Source organism: Haloarcula terrestris, assembly GCF_031624315.1.
GTDB classification, from domain to species: Archaea; Halobacteriota; Halobacteria; order Halobacteriales; family Haloarculaceae; genus Haloarcula; species Haloarcula terrestris.
In genome coordinates, this window is the sequence record NZ_JAMQOM010000004.1 from 529,869 (window position 1) to 546,503 (window position 16,635).

Annotated in this window: 14 protein-coding genes; all 14 read left to right on the top strand. The window is 65.1% G+C overall.

Annotated elements, in window-relative coordinates; genetic code table 11:
• The first annotated feature begins 42 nt into the window (after positions 1–42).
• The 14 genes from mvk to NDI54_RS13070 all read left to right on the top strand — a co-directional run bounded on the left by mvk (position 43) and on the right by NDI54_RS13070 (position 16,169).
• Positions 43–1,026: a mevalonate kinase gene (gene mvk / locus NDI54_RS13005; protein WP_310896858.1), complete on the top strand. Its 984-nt coding sequence runs from the start codon at positions 43–45 to the stop codon at positions 1,024–1,026.
• The gene (locus NDI54_RS13010) at positions 1,023–1,775 is read left to right on the top strand and encodes an isopentenyl phosphate kinase (RefSeq protein ID WP_310896859.1); all 753 of its coding nucleotides are present in this window, start codon (positions 1,023–1,025) and stop codon (positions 1,773–1,775) included. Before mvk ends, NDI54_RS13010 begins: the two co-directional genes overlap by 4 nt.
• Before the next feature lie 158 nt (positions 1,776–1,933).
• Positions 1,934–3,427, top strand: coding sequence for a hypothetical protein (locus NDI54_RS13015; RefSeq protein WP_310896860.1), 1,494 nt, complete (start codon positions 1,934–1,936; stop codon positions 3,425–3,427).
• A gap of 265 nt (positions 3,428–3,692) precedes the next feature.
• The gene (locus NDI54_RS13020) at positions 3,693–5,039 is read left to right on the top strand and encodes a ribonuclease J (RefSeq protein WP_310896861.1); all 1,347 of its coding nucleotides are present in this window, start codon (positions 3,693–3,695) and stop codon (positions 5,037–5,039) included.
• Positions 5,040–5,043: 4 nt separating this feature from the next.
• The gene (gene idsA3, locus NDI54_RS13025) at positions 5,044–6,084 is read left to right on the top strand and encodes a geranylfarnesyl diphosphate synthase (RefSeq protein WP_310896862.1); all 1,041 of its coding nucleotides are present in this window, start codon (positions 5,044–5,046) and stop codon (positions 6,082–6,084) included.
• A gap of 90 nt (positions 6,085–6,174) precedes the next feature.
• On the top strand, positions 6,175–7,104 hold the full coding sequence (locus NDI54_RS13030) for an ArsA family ATPase (protein WP_310896863.1): 930 nt from the start codon (positions 6,175–6,177) through the stop codon (positions 7,102–7,104).
• Positions 7,105–7,450: 346 nt separating this feature from the next.
• Positions 7,451–9,190: a glutamate--tRNA ligase gene (locus NDI54_RS13035; protein WP_310896864.1), complete on the top strand. Its 1,740-nt coding sequence runs from the start codon at positions 7,451–7,453 to the stop codon at positions 9,188–9,190.
• 83 nt (positions 9,191–9,273) lie between these two features.
• On the top strand, positions 9,274–10,239 hold the full coding sequence (locus tag NDI54_RS13040) for an alpha/beta hydrolase (protein WP_310896865.1): 966 nt from the start codon (positions 9,274–9,276) through the stop codon (positions 10,237–10,239).
• Positions 10,240–10,288: 49 nt separating this feature from the next.
• Complete coding sequence (locus NDI54_RS13045) at positions 10,289–10,618, top strand: 4Fe-4S dicluster domain-containing protein (protein WP_004516778.1); 330 nt, start codon at positions 10,289–10,291, stop codon at positions 10,616–10,618.
• A gap of 206 nt (positions 10,619–10,824) precedes the next feature.
• Positions 10,825–11,679 carry an electron transfer flavoprotein subunit beta/FixA family protein gene (locus NDI54_RS13050; protein ID WP_310896866.1) on the top strand — a complete coding sequence of 285 codons (855 nt, stop codon included), beginning with the start codon at positions 10,825–10,827 and terminating at the stop codon, positions 11,677–11,679.
• Positions 11,680–11,681: 2 nt separating this feature from the next.
• A complete protein-coding gene (locus tag NDI54_RS13055; protein ID WP_310896867.1) occupies positions 11,682–13,346 on the top strand; it encodes an electron transfer flavoprotein subunit alpha/FixB family protein in 1,665 nt (554 codons plus the stop codon).
• Positions 13,339–15,000: an FAD-dependent monooxygenase gene (locus NDI54_RS13060; RefSeq protein WP_310896868.1), complete on the top strand. Its 1,662-nt coding sequence runs from the start codon at positions 13,339–13,341 to the stop codon at positions 14,998–15,000. Before NDI54_RS13055 ends, NDI54_RS13060 begins: the two co-directional genes overlap by 8 nt.
• A 9-nt stretch (positions 15,001–15,009) precedes the next feature.
• Complete coding sequence (locus tag NDI54_RS13065) at positions 15,010–15,369, top strand: hypothetical protein (protein WP_310896869.1); 360 nt, start codon at positions 15,010–15,012, stop codon at positions 15,367–15,369.
• Between the two features lie 68 nt (positions 15,370–15,437).
• A complete protein-coding gene (locus NDI54_RS13070) occupies positions 15,438–16,169 on the top strand; it encodes a GNAT family N-acetyltransferase (protein WP_310896870.1) in 732 nt (243 codons plus the stop codon).
• Positions 16,170–16,635 lie beyond the last annotated feature (466 nt).

A 16,635-nucleotide genomic window follows, 5' to 3' on the forward strand; every position in this document is an offset into this window, starting at 1 on the left:
AACTCCGAAAACGCCTAACGCCCTGGGTGCACACGGGCGGGTATGGTCACGTCGAGCGCTCCCGGGAAGGTGTACCTGTTCGGGGAGCACGCGGTCGTCTACGGCGAGCCGGCGGTCCCCTGCGCTATCGAGCGGCGGGTCCGCGTGACGGCAACCGAGATCGACGAAGGATTACGCATTCACGCGAACGACTTGCAACTCGACGGCTTCACCGTCGAGTACTCCGGTGATGGGGAGAGCCACCCGGACGTGGATGTCGCCGAATCACTCGTCGAAGCCGGCATGGGGTACGTCAACGAGGCGGTGGCACAGGCCCGCGACGCGGCCGACGCGCCGGAAGCGGGCTTCGAGATCTCTGTCGAGGGCGACATCCCGCTCGGGGCGGGACTGGGCTCCTCTGCCGCGCTTGTCGTCGCGGCCATCGACGCGGCGACCAGGGAACTCGGCGTCGAACTGTCGGCGAGCGAGATCGCCGACCGCGCCTATCGGGTCGAACACGAGGTCCAGGACGGGCAGGCCTCCCGCGCGGACACGTTCTGCTCGGCGATGGGCGGGGCAGTCCGCGTGGAGGGCAACGACTGCCGACGGCTGGAGGGTATCGACACCCTTCCCTTTGTCATCGGCTACGACGGCGGGGCCGGCGACACCGGGGCGCTGGTCGCCGGCGTCAGGGACCTCCGCGAGGAGTACGACTTCGCCGCCGACACTGTCGAGGCAATCGGAGACATCGTCCGTGAGGGTGAGGCGGTGCTTGGGACGGACGACTACGAGACGCTGGGGGAGTTAATGAACTTCAACCACGGGCTGCTCTCGGCGCTTGGCGTCTCCTCGCGGTCGCTGGATTCGATGGTGTGGGCGGCCCGCGACGCCGACGCCCACGGCGCGAAACTCACCGGGGCCGGCGGCGGCGGCTGTATCGTCGCGCTGGACGAGACGGACGACGCCCTCACAGCGCTGAAGTACACGCCGGGGTGTGAGAACGTCTTCCGGGCCGAACTGGACACTGACGGGGTCCGGCAGGAATGACGGTCGTCCTCAAACTCGGAGGCAGTGTCATCACGGAGAAAGACGAGCCAGAGACGGTCGACCGGGCTGCGCTGTCGGCGGCGGTGTCGGCCATCGCCGAGTCGGCGGTCGGTGACGACATCGTGCTCGTCCACGGCGGCGGGAGTTTCGGCCACCATCACGCCGCCGAGTACGGTGTCAGCACGACCGCCGGGACCCACGATGTTGCCGGCGTGCAGGCAATCCACGGCGCGATGTGCCGGCTCAACGACGCCGTCGTCGATGCGCTCACAGAACAGGGGGTCCCGGCCGTCCCGGTCCATCCGTTCTCGGCGGCCACGCGCGATGCCGACGGCGATCTCTCTTTGCCGACGGGGCAGGTCACAACGTTGCTGGAGGAGGGGTTCGTCCCGGTCCTTCACGGCGACCTCGTCGCACACGCTGGCGCGGGCGCGACGGTTCTCAGCGGCGACGAACTGGTCGTCGAACTCGCGCCCGCCGTCGACGCGGACCGCGTCGGCGTCTGTTCGACCGTGTCGGGCGTCCTCGACGAGGACGGCGCTGTCGTCGACAGCATCGAATCGTTCGAGGCGGTGGCAGCGGCGCTGGGCGGGAGCGACGCGACGGACGTGTCGGGCGGGATGGCTGGCAAGGTCCGTGCGCTCCTCGCGCTTTCGGCCCCAGCAGTCGTGTTCGGCCCCGACGCACTCCCCGCGTTTCTCGCTGGTGAGAGTCCCGGGACGACTATCGCCGGTGATGGCGGGGACTGACGGACCTGCTTGCTTCCTGAAGATCGCTAACCGTGCCGTAACGCACTCAAAATGGCCGATAACTCGATTTCGTCAGTCACCGGATTCAGATAGGTAAACTAAATATCACTTCGTCAACCGTCGTAACATATTTGTCCTCTGTTATCAATTATGCGACTATGTCTGCAGTAGGTCTGACCGACGTTTATCGATACGGAACGAAGTTTTTCGGGACATTGCTCGTTGTCGCCGGCGTCGGTGGCAGCCTCATCGCTGTCGGATATGTTCTGATACAGAACGGCACACTCAGCTCGCTTCAAGGGAACGCGGGCTATCGCGCGATACTCGGCATCGCTGTCGGCGTGATAGGCGGGTTCCTGTTGCTCTCCGGCCTGTTCGGGCTAGTCCACAAACTCGTCGCCGACGCGACGATGGCGGGCGCACTCGCGGCACAGACGGCCCAGCCTGATGCGAGCAGTGAGGCTACCGACGAGTCCTCGGCGACTGACCAGGCGGCAACTGGAGCAGCCGCCGGCAGTGCTGTGCCCGACGCCGAGTCAGACGCTGGGGCCGAGGAAGCAGACCCCGAGTCAGCGGTGTCCGACGAACCGGCTCCGGAGCCAGCCGATCCCGATCCGCAGGTGTCCCAGGAGACGGATCCTGCCCACGACCCGGAAACCGTCGAGCCGCCGACGGTCGAATCCGAGGCATCGGAACCGGTCGCTGACGCCGACCCGGACGCTGGTCTCGCAGATGAGTCGGAGATACGCGCGGCGACACAGCCCGAAACAGAATCTAACGAAGAAGCACCGACGGACGTGTCCGACGCTTCGCCGACCGAACCGGCTGACGCGTCGGCGACGGCCGCGACCGACGACCCGCTGCCGGATGATCCGATAGCGGACGATGCGCCGGCGGTAGAGGAAGACACGTCACCGGCACCTGTGGCTGACGAGACAGTGCCTCCGGCGACAGACGACGACGCGATGCCGTCACCCGCAGCGGCACAAGACGACCAGCCGGCAGAGACCGTTGCTGACCCAGCACCGGAGACGGCGGCCGAGGCTCCCACCGGCGATTCGCCCCTGTCGGAACCCCCGGCTGATTCGGAAGCGCCAGCGTCTCGATCCGAACCTGACGAGCAGTCGGACCGCGATCTGCTCGAACAGGACCCTGCTGAGGAGCCGGAGCCCAGTACGGAGCCCCAGGAATGGACCCCGCCGGACCCCGCGGAGTTCGACACCCAGGGCGAGGACCCGGTGGCCGCTGACGACTGGGGAGCCGACGAATCGTCGGAGACGGACGACTGGGAGAACGAGGCCAGTGACGCTACCGGGACAGCGGGGGGCGACAACACAGTGGCTGATGACACAGGCCAGCGTGACGCCGTGACAGAGGACACGCGACTGTTCGATGAGTCCGGGGACTCTGACACATCGAGCGGTCCGCGGACGACTGATGACCTGTTCGGGGGCGCTGACGATGAGCGGACCGGTGACCAGGTCGGTGAAGGCGGACAGGCAGAGAGAGGGCCACCGGATCCGGACGCACCTGCGGACACGGACGAATCCGCGGACGCCGACGAGGACTCGACGCTCGCGGAGGACGGCATCACCGGCTTCGACGTGGCCAGCGACGACGATCCGCTTTCCGACGCCTTAGACGACGAGTAGCGACAAACCCACACCGTTTTAAGAAGCGCCGTTGTAGTCCGGAGTAACCGAGCGCACGGCCGCCCGCGGACTGCGGTACTGGCGGCCGGCAGACGGCGGATGTAAGTTGCGGGACGGAAGTCCCTCCCACTGCGGTTGCACAGGCTACGGGCGTACCCGACTGGCCTGGAGCGCCGACGCGGACGAAGTCGCTAACATTGCAGATACCGTCGTTGCCGTGCCCCACCGCAGACCCGCGGCCGGCTTTCCACTCGGAGCTACAACCATGGAAGTCGAAATCGCGACAATTGGCGGTTACGAGGCTGTAGGCCGACAGATGACGGCCGTCCGTGCAGGGGACGACGTCGTCATCTTCGACATGGGCCTGAACCTCTCGAAGGTACTGATTCACGACAACGTCGAGACCGAACGGATGCACTCGCTGGACCTCATCGACATGGGTGCCATCCCGGACGACCGGGTCATGTCCGACTTGGAAGGCGACGTGAAGGCCATCGTGCCGACACACGGTCACCTCGACCACATCGGCGCAATCTCCAAGCTCGCCCACCGCTACGACGCCCCCATCGTCGCGTCGCCGTTCACCATCGAACTCGTCAAACAGCAGATCAAGAGCGAGGAGAAGTTCGGGGTCCAGAACGACCTCGTCAAGATGGAAGCCGGCGAGACGATGTCCATCGGCGAGCGCAACGAACTGGAGTTCGTCAACGTTACCCACTCCATCATCGACGCCATCAACCCCGTCCTCCACACGCCGGAAGGCGCTGTCGTCTACGGGCTGGACAAGCGGATGGACCACACGCCGGTCATCGGCGATCCCATCGACATGAAGCGGTTCCGCGAGATCGGCCGCGAGGGCGAGGGTGTCCTCTGTTACATCGAGGACTGTACGAACGCCGGGCGGAAGGGCCGCACGCCCTCCGAGAACGTCGCTCGAACCCACCTCAAAGATGTCATGACGAGTATCGAGGACTACGACGGCGGCATCGTCGCCACGACGTTCTCCTCACACATCGCTCGCGTCAAGAGCCTCGTCGAGTTCGCCGACGACATCGGCCGCCAGCCGGTGCTGCTGGGCCGCTCGATGGAGAAGTACTCCGGCACGGCTGAACGGCTCGACTTCGTCGACTTCCCGGAAGACCTGGGCATGTACGGCCACCGGAAATCCGTCGACCGAACGTTCAAGCGAATCATGAACGAGGGCAAGGAGAACTTCTTCCCCATCGTCACCGGCCACCAGGGCGAGCCCCGCGCGATGCTCACCCGGATGGGTCGCGGCGAGACGCCCTACGAGCTAGACGACGGCGACAAGGTCCTGTTCTCGGCCCGGGTCATCCCGGAGCCGACCAACGAGGGCCAGCGCTACCAGTCCGAGAAACTGCTGGGCATGCAGGGCGCGCGCATCTACGACGACATCCACGTGTCGGGCCACCTCCGCAGTGAGGGCCACTACGAGATGCTCGACGCGCTCCAGCCCCAGAACGTCATCCCGGCCCACCAGAGCCTGGAAGGGTTCGCACCGTACGTCGACCTCGCGGAAGACATGGGCTACAAAGCCGGACGGGACCTCCACATCACCCGCAACGGCAACATGATCCAGCTCACAGAGTAAATCGATGTCCGAACGCCATCAGCAGGTCGAAGACGCGATTGTCGCCCGACGGGACCGGGTCAACGACGCCCTTCCCGAGGACCTTCCGGTCAAGAAGCCGGACCACCTCTACGAGGCGTCGCGCTACTTGCTGGACGCTGGCGGGAAGCGGCTCCGCCCGACAGTCCTGCTGCTGGTCGCGGAGTCGTTGCTGGATGTCGACTCGCTGACGGCAGACTACCGCGAGTTCCCGACCCTCGACGGCGGGCGGGCCGACGTGATGTCGGCCGCCCTCGCCATCGAGGTCATCCAGACGTTCACGCTCATCCACGACGACATCATGGACGACGACGCGCTCCGTCGCGGGGTGCCCGCCGTCCACAAGGAGTACGACCTCTCGACGGCGATTCTGGCCGGCGATACGCTGTACTCGAAAGCGTTCGAGTTCCTGCTCGATACGGGTGCGGCCCCCGAGCGGACCGTCGACGCGAACAAGCGACTCGCCACGACGTGTACCCGCATCTGCGAGGGCCAGTCGCTTGACATCGAGTTCGAGCAACGCGATGTCGTCACGCCCGAGGAGTACCTGGAGATGGTCGAACTCAAGACGGCCGTGCTGTACGGCGCGGCCGCCTCGATCCCGGCCACGCTGCTCGGGGCCGACGCGGAGACAGTCGACGCCCTGTACAACTACGGGCTCGACGTTGGCCGCGCGTTCCAGATCCAGGACGACCTGCTTGACCTGACGACCCCCTCGGAGAAACTGGGCAAGCAGCGAGGCTCGGACCTCGTCGAGAACAAGCAGACGCTAGTGACACTGCACGCTCGCCAGCAAGGCGTCGACGTGGGCGAACTGATCGACACGAACTCCGTCGAGGCCGTCTCGGAGGCCGAAATCGACGCGGCCGTCGAGCGCCTGCGCGAGGTGGGCTCTATCGAATACGCCCGCCAGACCGGCCAGGACCTCATTGCAAGCGGCAAGCAGAACCTCGAAGTCCTGCCGGACAACGAGTCGCGCTACTTGCTAGAGGGCATCGCGAACTACCTCGTCGAACGCGACTACTGAGGGCAGTTCGGCGGCCCGTTTGCCGCGCCTCTTTTCCACCCTGAATGGTGCTGGTGAGCAACTAAGACCTGTCAGTCCCTAGGCAGTCGTGTGACCCGGTTCCTTCTCTACGGCGGTAAGGGCGGCGTCGGCAAGACGACGGTAGCCGCGGCGACCGGTCATCGGCTGGCGGAGGCGGGCCACGAGACGCTGGTCGTTTCGACCGATCCCGCGCATTCGCTGGCCGATGCCGTCGAAACCGAGGTCGGCGGCGACCCGACGGAAATTCGGCCAGGCCTGTGGGGCGTCGAGATCGACCCACAGACCGGCATCGACCGCTACCGGTCGCTGTTCGAGACGCTGGCGGCGGAGTTTTCCGATGCCGGCATCCGGATGGACGAGGACGAAATCACTGAGCTGTTTACCTCCGGTGTGATGCCCGGCAGCGACGAACTGGCGGCTATCGAGGGCATGGCGACGTACGTCGAGAGCGACCGCTGGGACCGCGTGGTGTTCGACACCGCGCCGACCGGCCACACGCTCCGCCTGCTCGACCTGCCGTCGGTGATGGACCGCGGTGTGGCGACGGCGATGGACCTGCGCGACCAGGTCCGCCGGAAGGTCAATACCGCCCGGACCATGATGTTCGGCCCGATGGCGAGCCGGCGCGACGACGGCCCGGACGACTTCACCGCGATGCGCGAGCGCATGGAGCGAGTCGGCACAGTCCTGCGGGACCCCGACCAGACGGCTTTTCGGGTCGTTACGATTCCGGAGACGATGGCCGTCCGCGAAACGGAGCGGCTGGTTGAGAAGCTCCGCGAGTTCGACGTGCCGGTGACGACGCTGGTCGTGAACAAGGTTATCGAGGACGCTGGCGATTGTCAGCGCTGTCTGGGGAAGCAGGCGGTGCAGGAGGAGGCTATTGCACAGCTTCGGGCATCGCTGCCTGAGCTGGACCTGTGGACGGTCCCCGATCAGTCCGGCGAGGTGACCGGCATTGAGGCGCTGGAGAAGATAGGGGCGCATATCGGTGGGTAAAAGAAACGATGTGTGGAGACGAGTATCCGCCGGCGAAGCCGGCGCTTCCGGCCTTTTTCGCCACCGAAAGACTCGCGTCGCTCGTCTTTCGAGCCTTGCTTCGTGGTTCGAGAGAGCTTCGCTCTCTCGTCATCACGAGGGGCGCAAGCGCCCCTCGAACGACTCCACTCAGCAAGACCACGTTTTTCGAGTCGAGGGGGGCCATCGGTCCCGCTGACCATGCGAACGGGCGCGAAGCGCCCGTGAGCAGAGAACCGTCCCGCAGCGAGCAAAGCGAGCGAGGAAAGGCGACGATGAAAAAGGTGGTCCGACGGCGTTTTGACCCTCCCAGTCGCAGGTCCCGGTAATGGACGACGAGCTGCGAGACCGAATCAGGGAGGCGGCGGAGACGAACGCCCTCCTCAACGCGGTCAAACACGACAGCGAGGCACAGGTTGGGGCGATAATGGGGCCGCTCATGGGCGAGAACCCCGAGTTCCGCGAGCACGGCGACGAGATCCCGGGCGTCATCGCGCCGGTCGTCGAGCGGGTCAACGGCATGGATGCCGATGAGCGCCGCGAGCGCCTTGCCGAACTCGCCCCGGAGAAACTCGAAGAACTGGAAAGTGAAGACGAGGGCGAAGACCACCCGCTGCCGGACCTGCCCAACGCCGACGAGTACGACACCGTTCGAATGCGGGTCGCGCCCAACCCCAACGGCCCGTGGCACATCGGCCACGCGCGGATGGCCGCTGTCGTCGGCACGTACAAGGAGCGCTACGACGGGGAGTTCATCTGCCGGTTCGACGACACCGACCCTGAGACGAAGCGCCCGGATCTCGACGCCTACGACGCGATTCTGGACGCTATCGACTATCTGGGCTTCGAACCGGACGACGTGGTCAACGCCAGCGACCGGGTCGAGATCTACTACGAGTACGCCCGCGAGCTCATCGAGAAGGGCGGGGCCTACACCTGCTCGTGTCCGCAGGGTGAGTTCTCCGACCTGAAGAACAACGGCGAGGCCTGTCCCCACCGTGAGAAGGACGCCGAGACCACGCGCTCTGAGTTCGAGGCGATGGTCGATGGCGACTACGACAGCGGCGAGATGGTGCTGCGGGTCCGGACCGATATCACCCACAAGAACCCCGCGTTGCGGGACTTCGTCGCCTTCCGGATGGTCGACACGCCCCATCCGCGAGAGGCGGCCGAAGAGTACCGCTGCTGGCCGATGCTGGACTTCCAGAGCGGGCTCGACGACCACCTGCTGGGCGTCACGCACATCATCCGCGGCATCGACCTGCAGGACTCCGCAAAGCGCCAGGGGTTCGTCTACGACTACTTCGACTGGGAGTACCCCGAGGTCATCCACTGGGGCCACGTCCAAGTCGACGCCTACGACGTTCCCCTCTCCACGTCGAGCATTGCCGAACTCATCGCGGACGGCGACCTGGCGGGCTGGGATGATCCCCGAGCGCCGACCGTCGCCAGCCTCGAACGGCGCGGCATCCGCGGCGAGGCCGTCGTCGATGCGATGATCGAACTCGGGACCTCCACGTCCAACGTCGACCTGGCGATGTCGTCGATCTACTCGAACAACCGCGATCTGATCGACGACGACTCGGACCGGGCGTTCTTCGTCCGGGACACCGACGACCACGGGAGCCTTGTCGAGCGCCAGATCGTCGGCGGTCCGGACGCCGGCGAACCGCCGCTGCACCCGGACTTCGAGGAGCGTGGCCGCCGCGAGATTCCGGTGGCTGGCGGGGTCGCTGTCGAGGGCGACGACCTGCCGGCCCACGGCGAGCGCATCTGGCTCAAGGGGTACGGCTGCGTGCGCCACACCCGCGACGCCTTCGAATACACCGGCGACGACATCGACGCCGTCCGCGAGGAGGGAGTCGACGTGATTCACTGGGCTCCCGCCGATGGCCCAGTCCTTCGCCTGCGGACGATGGACGGCGACGTATCGGGCATCGCCGAACCCGGAGTGCTCGGCTACGAGGCTGACGACGTGGTTCAGTTCGAACGCATCGGCTTCGCCCGCTTCGATGATATTGCCGAGGACTCAGACACGGAGTCCGTCGCGTACTTCGCCCACCCCTGACACCACGGCGTTCACCCCCGACTCCGGGGGAGTCGAGAGCGAATAGCGTCGGGCTTAAGCCGGTGACCGCCCGACTGACAACCGTGACAGACCGCGCTCCCGAGTCGGTGACAGTCCAGCGCGACATCCCGTTTCACGAGGTGGACGGCGAGACGCTGACGCTCGACCTGTACGACTCGCCGGCGACCAACGGCCCGAAACCGGTCGCTGTCCTCGTCCGCGGCGGCGCGTTCACGTTCGGCGACAAGGGCGAGTTCGCCCGGCACGCGCTCGACCTCGCGGCGGACGGCTTCCTCGTCATCGAGCCACAGTACCGCCTCGCGCCGGCGTGGACGTTCCCGGCGGCGCTGGTCGACGTGAAGGCCGCCATCGAGTGGGCCAGAACGGAGGGCGAGGGCTACGGCGCGGATACCGACCAGATCGTCGGCATCGGCCACTCGGCAGGGGCGAATCTCGTTGTCCTGGCCGCGCTGACGGCGGACGAGCCCGGGTTCGAACCCGAACTGTATCCCGGCGCGTCCTCGGCCCTGTCGGCTGTCGTCGGCTACGCTGGCGTCTACGACTTCCACGCCATCGACACTGCCACCGACGCCGAAGATGGCGAGACCCACAGAGCGTATCTCGGTGGCGGGCCCGACGAGGAACCAGCAGCCTACGAACTCGCATCTCCCGTCGCACAGGTGGATACCGACGCGCCGCCGACGCTGTTGCTCCACGGAACTGAGGATAGTGTCGTACCGCCGTCCCAGTCCGAACTGCTGGCCGACGCGCTCGGGCCGATGACCGACGTGGTTCACGAGACCGTCCCCGCCGATCACGGGTTCCCGTTCCACGGGGCGCACTACGACGACGTGTACGAGCGGACCGTCGAGTTTTTCCGGGGAGTGGGTACTGCCGGCGCGGATGCGGCGGAAGCGGCCGATGCAGCCGAAACCGCCAGCCTGTCCGGTGGCGACCTACCGGGACCAGGCGACGGTATCGACGGCCCTGGACCGATAGACGGCAGGGACCCGAACGGCCCGGATCGCCGCGACGGCCCGGGGTTCTGACGCACAGGTCGAAACGTTAAGTAGCTCGCAAAAGTGAGATAAGATACCAATGGCCATAGATCCTGAGTTCGAGGAGAACCGCGACGTTGTCGAACAGCACGACGGACACGATGTCTGGGGACCGGTCGACGAGCCCGAGGAACTGGGCATTCACGGGACACACGTCGCCGTCGACTTCGACATCTGCATCGCCGACGGTGCGTGCCTAGAGGACTGCCCTGTCGACGTGTTCGAGTGGGTCGACACGCCGGACCACCCGGAAAGCGAGATCAAAGCCGACCCCGCTCACGAGGACCAGTGCATCGACTGCATGCTCTGTGTCGACGTGTGCCCGGTCGACGCCATCGACGTGGACCCGGGCCGTGCCGGTCGTATCTAGACCCCGAGAAGCTGCTGTTTCCGCGCGGTTACCGTATTCTCTATCTGATAGATAACCGGTCCGTAGCGACTAGATCGACGGCTTCCTGAGTGCTGTCCGGATTCCACCGCACTTGGACTATCGCCCTCGACCTATCACACAGAATTGTAAACATACATTTATTATCGTTTCTTGTGTGACATACACTCACGAGGGTCGTGATACATATGCACACAGTCGTCATGACAAAGGGCGTTCCGGACTTCCGCGAGGGACAGGTATCGTTCGACGAGGACGGGCACCTCGAACGGGGGAAGACACCGACGGTGATGAACCCCAACGACAAGCACGCGCTCCGTGCGGCGTTCCAGACGAAAGTCCGCAACGGCGGCCACGTCTCGCTGCTGAGCATGGGGCCGCCGGGGTACGAAGAGGTCTTACAGGAGGGGATGCGTGACGTGTACGCCGACGACCTGTATCTCCTCTCGGACCGCGAGATGGGCGCGGCGGACACCTGGGCCACCGCAATGACCGTCGCCACCGGCCTGCAGAAACTGGACGACCAGCCCGACCTGGTGTTTGCCGGGTTCAAGACGGCCGACGGCGAGACCGGCCACACCGGTCCACAGACCTGCTGGTGTCTGGACTGGCCGATAATCACCCACGTTCTCTCGCTGGACATCGACGAGGACGCCGGCACCGTTCGGGCGAAGCGGTTGGTCGACGGCGACATCTCCGAGATCGAGACGGTCAAAGCGCCGATGCCGTGTTTCATCGTCGCCGACCCCGAGTTCGAACCGACCTATCGGAAGGCCAGCCACCGGCTGAAACACAAGGACCTCCGCGAGGAGACCCAGCAGCGGGCCGAAGCGTACGAGGATTACCTCACGGTCTGGGACCACGAGGACCTCAATCTCGACCCGGACTACATCGGCCTGGACGGCTCCCCGACCATCGTCTCCGGGGTCGACCCGATTCCGAAAGCCCCCTCCGAACGGGAGGCGACGATGATCGAGGCCGACGAGAGCGAGGCACTGGAACCGGTACTCGACGAACTGACACCCTACGCGGCGGGTGACTGACCATGCCCGAAATCGACCCCACAGACCACGAAATCGCCGAACTCGGACCGAAAATCAAGGACATCGACGACGCCGACGAACTCCGGGCGATGCTGGATCTGGAGGAAAGCGACGAGAACCGAGTCCCGGTCAAGACGCTCATCGAGGACCGCATCGACAAAGTCGAATCGGAAGACGACGGCGAAATCGACCCGGAAACCGTCGACCTCTCCGACCTCACTGTCGCGGATGTGGCGAACATGGTGCGAGAGGTCGATGACGCCGACGTGCTCCGGGACCTGCTCGAACGCGAAAAGGCGGGCGAAGACAGGAAGACGGCGAAATCACAGATCGAGAGCCGTATCGAGTCTGTCGAAGGGACGAAGGAAGCTGAGGGCGAGGAAGCGACTGCGGTCGAGTACGTCCCGCCCGAAGAGAAGTACCCAGACCTCGACCACCCGACCAACGACAAGCAGTGGGTCGAGGGAACTGTCGGCGCGGAGTATCGGGACATGTGGGTGTACTGCGAGACCCAGGCCGGCGAACTCGTCGATGTCTCGAAGGAGATGCTCGGGAAGGCCCGGGAACTGATGGACGCCTACAACGACGAGTACGATGAGAGCGAGCGCGTCGTCGCCGTCCTCATCGGCGCTGACGCCAGCGACCACGTCGAGGATGTCATCGCCTACGGCGCGGACCTGGTGGTGTATCACGAGGACCCCCGTTTAGGACGGTTCCGCCACCAGCCCTACACCGAGATTTTCTGTGACATGGCCCGCGCCGGCGGCGAACTCGCCGCCGAGGGCCGCGAGTCCGTCGAATGGAAGGAATACCACGAACCGCGCTACACCGTCTTCCCGGCGACGAACAACGGCCGGGACCTCTCGGCGCTCGTTCAGGGTGAACTCGACTCCGGGCTGGCCTCCGACTGTTCCGGGCTATACATCGAGAACGCGATGATATCCAATCCCGCGAAAGTCGGCACCGCCGGCGACAAGAAGGAGTTCGAACGGGTGCTGCACATGAAGCGACCGGACTTCTCCGGCTTCGAGTACTCGACGATCCTCTGTATCGACAAGCCCAACCGGGACTTCCACCCGCAAGGGGCGTCGGTGATTCCGGGAAGCTTCGAGATGCCCGACCCGGACTTCGAGCGCAACGGCGAGGTCGTCGACTACGAGATGGCCCTCGACGACGACTGGTTCAACGTCGAGGTCGAGGAGTTCGACCGCCTCTCCGGCGGCGTCGATCTCACCGGAAACGACGTTATCGTCGCCGTGGGTCGTGGTATCGGCGACGACCCGACGCGGGGCATCGAACAGGCGATTGACTTGGTGGACGCCTTCGACGACGCCGACCTGGGCCTCTCTCGTGGCGTCATCACTTCCTCGTACTCCTTCGACGGCCACGTCGAGCAGTACGTCACCGAGGAGCGCCAGATCGGCGAGTCGGGACAGGCGGTCGAGCCGGACGTGTACATCGCGGCGGGCATCTCCGGCGCGATCCAGCACAAGGTCGGCTGTGACGAGTCCGACACCATCATCGCTATCAACACCGACCCGGACGCCGACATCCGCGACTTCTCGGACTACCTCATCGAGGGCGACCTGTTCGAGGTGCTCCCGCAGTTGACCGAGGCGGTCGAAACCGGTGAACTCGGCGCGATGATGGAGGCAAGCGATGACTGACGCTGTCGAGGAGTACGAGGCGGTCGTCGTCGGCTGTGGCCCGGGCGGGGCCGCCGCGGCGGCGACGCTCGCGCGAAACGGCGTCGAGACGCTGGTGCTCGAACGCGGCGTCGACGCCGGCTCGAAGAACGTCTCGGGCGGGCTCATCTACGCCGAGGAGTCGGCCCCCTACACCATCGACGGGCTGTTCCCCGATTTCCGCGAGGAAGCGACGGAGCGGCCGGTCACCGAGAACTACATCCACAACATCGCCGGCGACAAGGTGAAGTCCTTCGACATCGGCGACCTGCACCACCACGACACGGCGTGGGCCGATGCCGTGCTCCGCCGGAAGATGGACTCCTGGCTCGCCCAGCAGGTCCACGAGCGAACCCGTGAGACCGGCGGCGGCTTGCTGACTGAGGTCCACGTCACCGGCCTGCTCCGCGAACGGGGGGAAATCGTCGGTGTGACGACTGAGGAACTGGACCCGATCAAGGCCGATCTCGTCGTGGCGGCCGACGGCGTCAACTCCGAACTCGCTCGTGACGCCGGGCTGATGGACTGGGAAGACCCCGAAGAGTGGTTCCAGGGCGTCAAAGCGGTCGTCGACATGGAGCCCGAACTCATCAACGACCGCTTCGACGTGGCTCCCGACGACGGCGCTGCTCACCTGTTCTCGGGCGATCTGTTCGACGGCGTCCGGGGCGGCGGCTTCCTCTACACCAACGAGTCCTCGCTGTCTATCGGCACTGTCTTCCACCTCGACTCTCTCGCCGCGGAACGGGCCGAGCCCCACGAACTGCTTGATAGCCTGCTTACCCATCCGCTCATGGCCCAGTGGCTCGGCGACGAGTACGACGAGCGCGAGTACAGCGCGAAACTGGTCCCGGACTCGAAGAAGGCCGCCCATCCCTCGCCACACGAGGACCGCCTCGTGCTGGTCGGCGACGCCGCCGGCCAGATGCAGGCTCAGGGTCCGATCATCAAGGGGATGAACCACGCCGTCACCGCCGGGGCGCTGGCCGCCGAGGCGTTCGCCGACGCCCGGGCACGCGGGGACACGTCGCAGGCCGGCGAACTGTACGAGAAAAAGCTCCACGACGAGGGCGTGATGGACAAGCTCCGGCCGACCGGATACAAGGTGTTCGGACGGGTCGGCGAAGTCGGTCCCGTCGATGACCTCTCAAACGTCATCGCCGAGTCCGCCGTCGGCCGGTTCGGGGTTCGCGCGGCGGCCGGACTGCTCGAACGGGCGTACTCATCGCCCCGCATGGTGTCGATGATCCCCGACACGAAACTGCCCTACGTGACGCTGCCGACGGTCATCGCCGAGGAACTGGGCGAGCCGGTGACCGAGGAGAACACGGTCTCACCGCCGGACCTGGCCGACCGTATCGGCGACCTGACCTACGACGTGGGCGACCCCCACATCGAACTCGTCAACAAGTCCTTCGAAGCCTCTGGCACTGCCGTCACGGCTTGTCCGGTCAGCGCCGAGGACTTCGGCGGCGGCTGCTACCGCGACGAGATGGTCCAGACCAACGGGCGCAAGGAACACCTCGTGAGCCTCGACACACAGCCCTGCGTCGAGTGCGGGACCTGCGCCATCGTCGCCGACACCGAGTGGGAACATCCCGCCGGCGGGAAAGGCGTGGAGTTCAACCAGGGCTGAAACGTCCCGATGAGCCACCAGTACCGCGACCGGATTCAGTCGCTCTCGCGCCGGGCCGAGCAGGCCCGGGAGTCGCTGGACCCCGACCCGCCGGACGAGGAGCGCGCGATGGAGATTCTTCGAGAAGGGTTCGGCCCCACCGTTGCGCTGTACTGTGAGGGCCGGACCGGCGAGTCGTGGGTCCGCTTCTCCGACGCGGAGTTCGAGCGACTGGAGGGCGCGATGAACGACTGGCTGGACTGCTACGGTGCCTGCTACGGCGTGGCATTAGACGGCACCTACTCGATCAGAGCAGCCGCAGAACTACTCGTCGATACGCACAACGCTCGGGACGTGGCAGCACTGCTGACCGGCGTTCCGGAGCGGTAGCGACTCTCTACTATGAAGTACATGGTTTTTGATAAAAGACTAAGTACTGTCTCGTGGTAACAGATACCATGGAGCTAACAGAGCCGCTGCAGTTCGACCACGAGGACCGACGGGACATCTACGAGTACGTCGAATCGCACGGGTCGGTTGAGCCGAGCGCCGCCCGGCGGTCGCTACAGATGGACCCGCGACCGTTCGGCCACCACGTGGCGATACTCAAACGCGACGGGGTACTGGAAGAGATCGACGGCGAACTCCGCATCGCCTACAACGACACTGTCGAGGAGGAGTTCGAGGCCGACGATATCGAGTTCTCGATTCGGCAGGCCCGTCAGGAAGACCTGACTGGTCTCGTCGGAGCTATTCGAGCCGCCATCGGCGGCGGGGAGTACGTCGACGCCGAGACTGTCGCCGACGTGGTGGACTCGGAGGGTGTCCTGCTCCGGCACAACGAACTGGAATCGCGCATCTTCTTCGTCGCCTGCATCGACGACGACGTGGTCGGCTGGGTCCACCTCAAGCACCCGGAGGTCGCGAAGCTCAGCCACACGGCGGAGCTGACGCTGGGCGTCCTCGAACAGTACCGGGGCCACGGCATCGGCTCCCAGCTGCTCGCCCGGGGCACCGAGTGGGCGGCCTCGAACGGCTACGAGAAGCTGTACAACTCTGTCCCCTCGACGAACGAGGACGCCATCGAGTTCCTCGAAACCCACGGCTGGGATACCGAAGCTGTCCGCGAGGACCACTACAAGTTCGCTGACGAGTATGCCGACGAAGTGATGATGGCGATCGACCTGTGACCTCATCTCTGGACTGCTCCACAGCATCCCCAGACTTGCTGTAAGTGGCTTCTCGCGGCTCTGAAATCAGCAGAACTCCCCTTTCGTACTGGCTTGGTAGTGCGTCTACGTGTCTGCCTTCTCTAGGCCTTTCAGAGAGTTCCCTACCCGTTCCCTACCCAACTTCGCCCGCTTTGTGCTTCCACATCCCGATAAAGAGAGCCACAGAAATCATCGTCCAGGCAAGGGCCTGCGTATGGTCCCCTGCTTCAATTTGCAGCAAGACACCGATAACAGAAACTACGACAAATAGTACGAGTACGTTGGTGCCAGGCCTCGGCATCTTGGTATCGATATTTCGGCTCTGTAGTTTCGCTAGCCGCGACAGCTACGACTGCGTTATCTTGGTAGAAAGCGAAGAGACAGATTGGTTTGACATCCGAAATCCGCCTCTTCACCCGTGTTACGGTCGCTAAGTCTAAATCAG

Bases quoted from the DNA above. Each gene is read 5' to 3' on its own strand.
- NDI54_RS13035 (WP_310896864.1), top strand. From the start codon at position 7,451: ATGGACGACGAGCTGCGAGACCGAATCAGGGAGGCGGCGGAGACGAAC.
- NDI54_RS13055 (WP_310896867.1), top strand. From the start codon at position 11,682: ATGCCCGAAATCGACCCCACAGACCACGAAATCGCCGAACTCGGACCG.
- NDI54_RS13045 (WP_004516778.1), top strand. From the start codon at position 10,289: ATGGCCATAGATCCTGAGTTCGAGGAGAACCGCGACGTTGTCGAACAG.
- NDI54_RS13010 (WP_310896859.1), top strand. From the start codon at position 1,023: ATGACGGTCGTCCTCAAACTCGGAGGCAGTGTCATCACGGAGAAAGAC.
- NDI54_RS13065 (WP_310896869.1), top strand. From the start codon at position 15,010: ATGAGCCACCAGTACCGCGACCGGATTCAGTCGCTCTCGCGCCGGGCC.
- NDI54_RS13060 (WP_310896868.1), top strand. From the start codon at position 13,339: ATGACTGACGCTGTCGAGGAGTACGAGGCGGTCGTCGTCGGCTGTGGC.
- idsA3 (WP_310896862.1), top strand. From the start codon at position 5,044: ATGTCCGAACGCCATCAGCAGGTCGAAGACGCGATTGTCGCCCGACGG.
- NDI54_RS13050 (WP_310896866.1), top strand. From the start codon at position 10,825: ATGCACACAGTCGTCATGACAAAGGGCGTTCCGGACTTCCGCGAGGGA.
- NDI54_RS13070 (WP_310896870.1), top strand. From the start codon at position 15,438: ATGGAGCTAACAGAGCCGCTGCAGTTCGACCACGAGGACCGACGGGAC.
- NDI54_RS13015 (WP_310896860.1), top strand. From the start codon at position 1,934: ATGTCTGCAGTAGGTCTGACCGACGTTTATCGATACGGAACGAAGTTT.
- NDI54_RS13020 (WP_310896861.1), top strand. From the start codon at position 3,693: ATGGAAGTCGAAATCGCGACAATTGGCGGTTACGAGGCTGTAGGCCGA.
- mvk (WP_310896858.1), top strand. From the start codon at position 43: ATGGTCACGTCGAGCGCTCCCGGGAAGGTGTACCTGTTCGGGGAGCAC.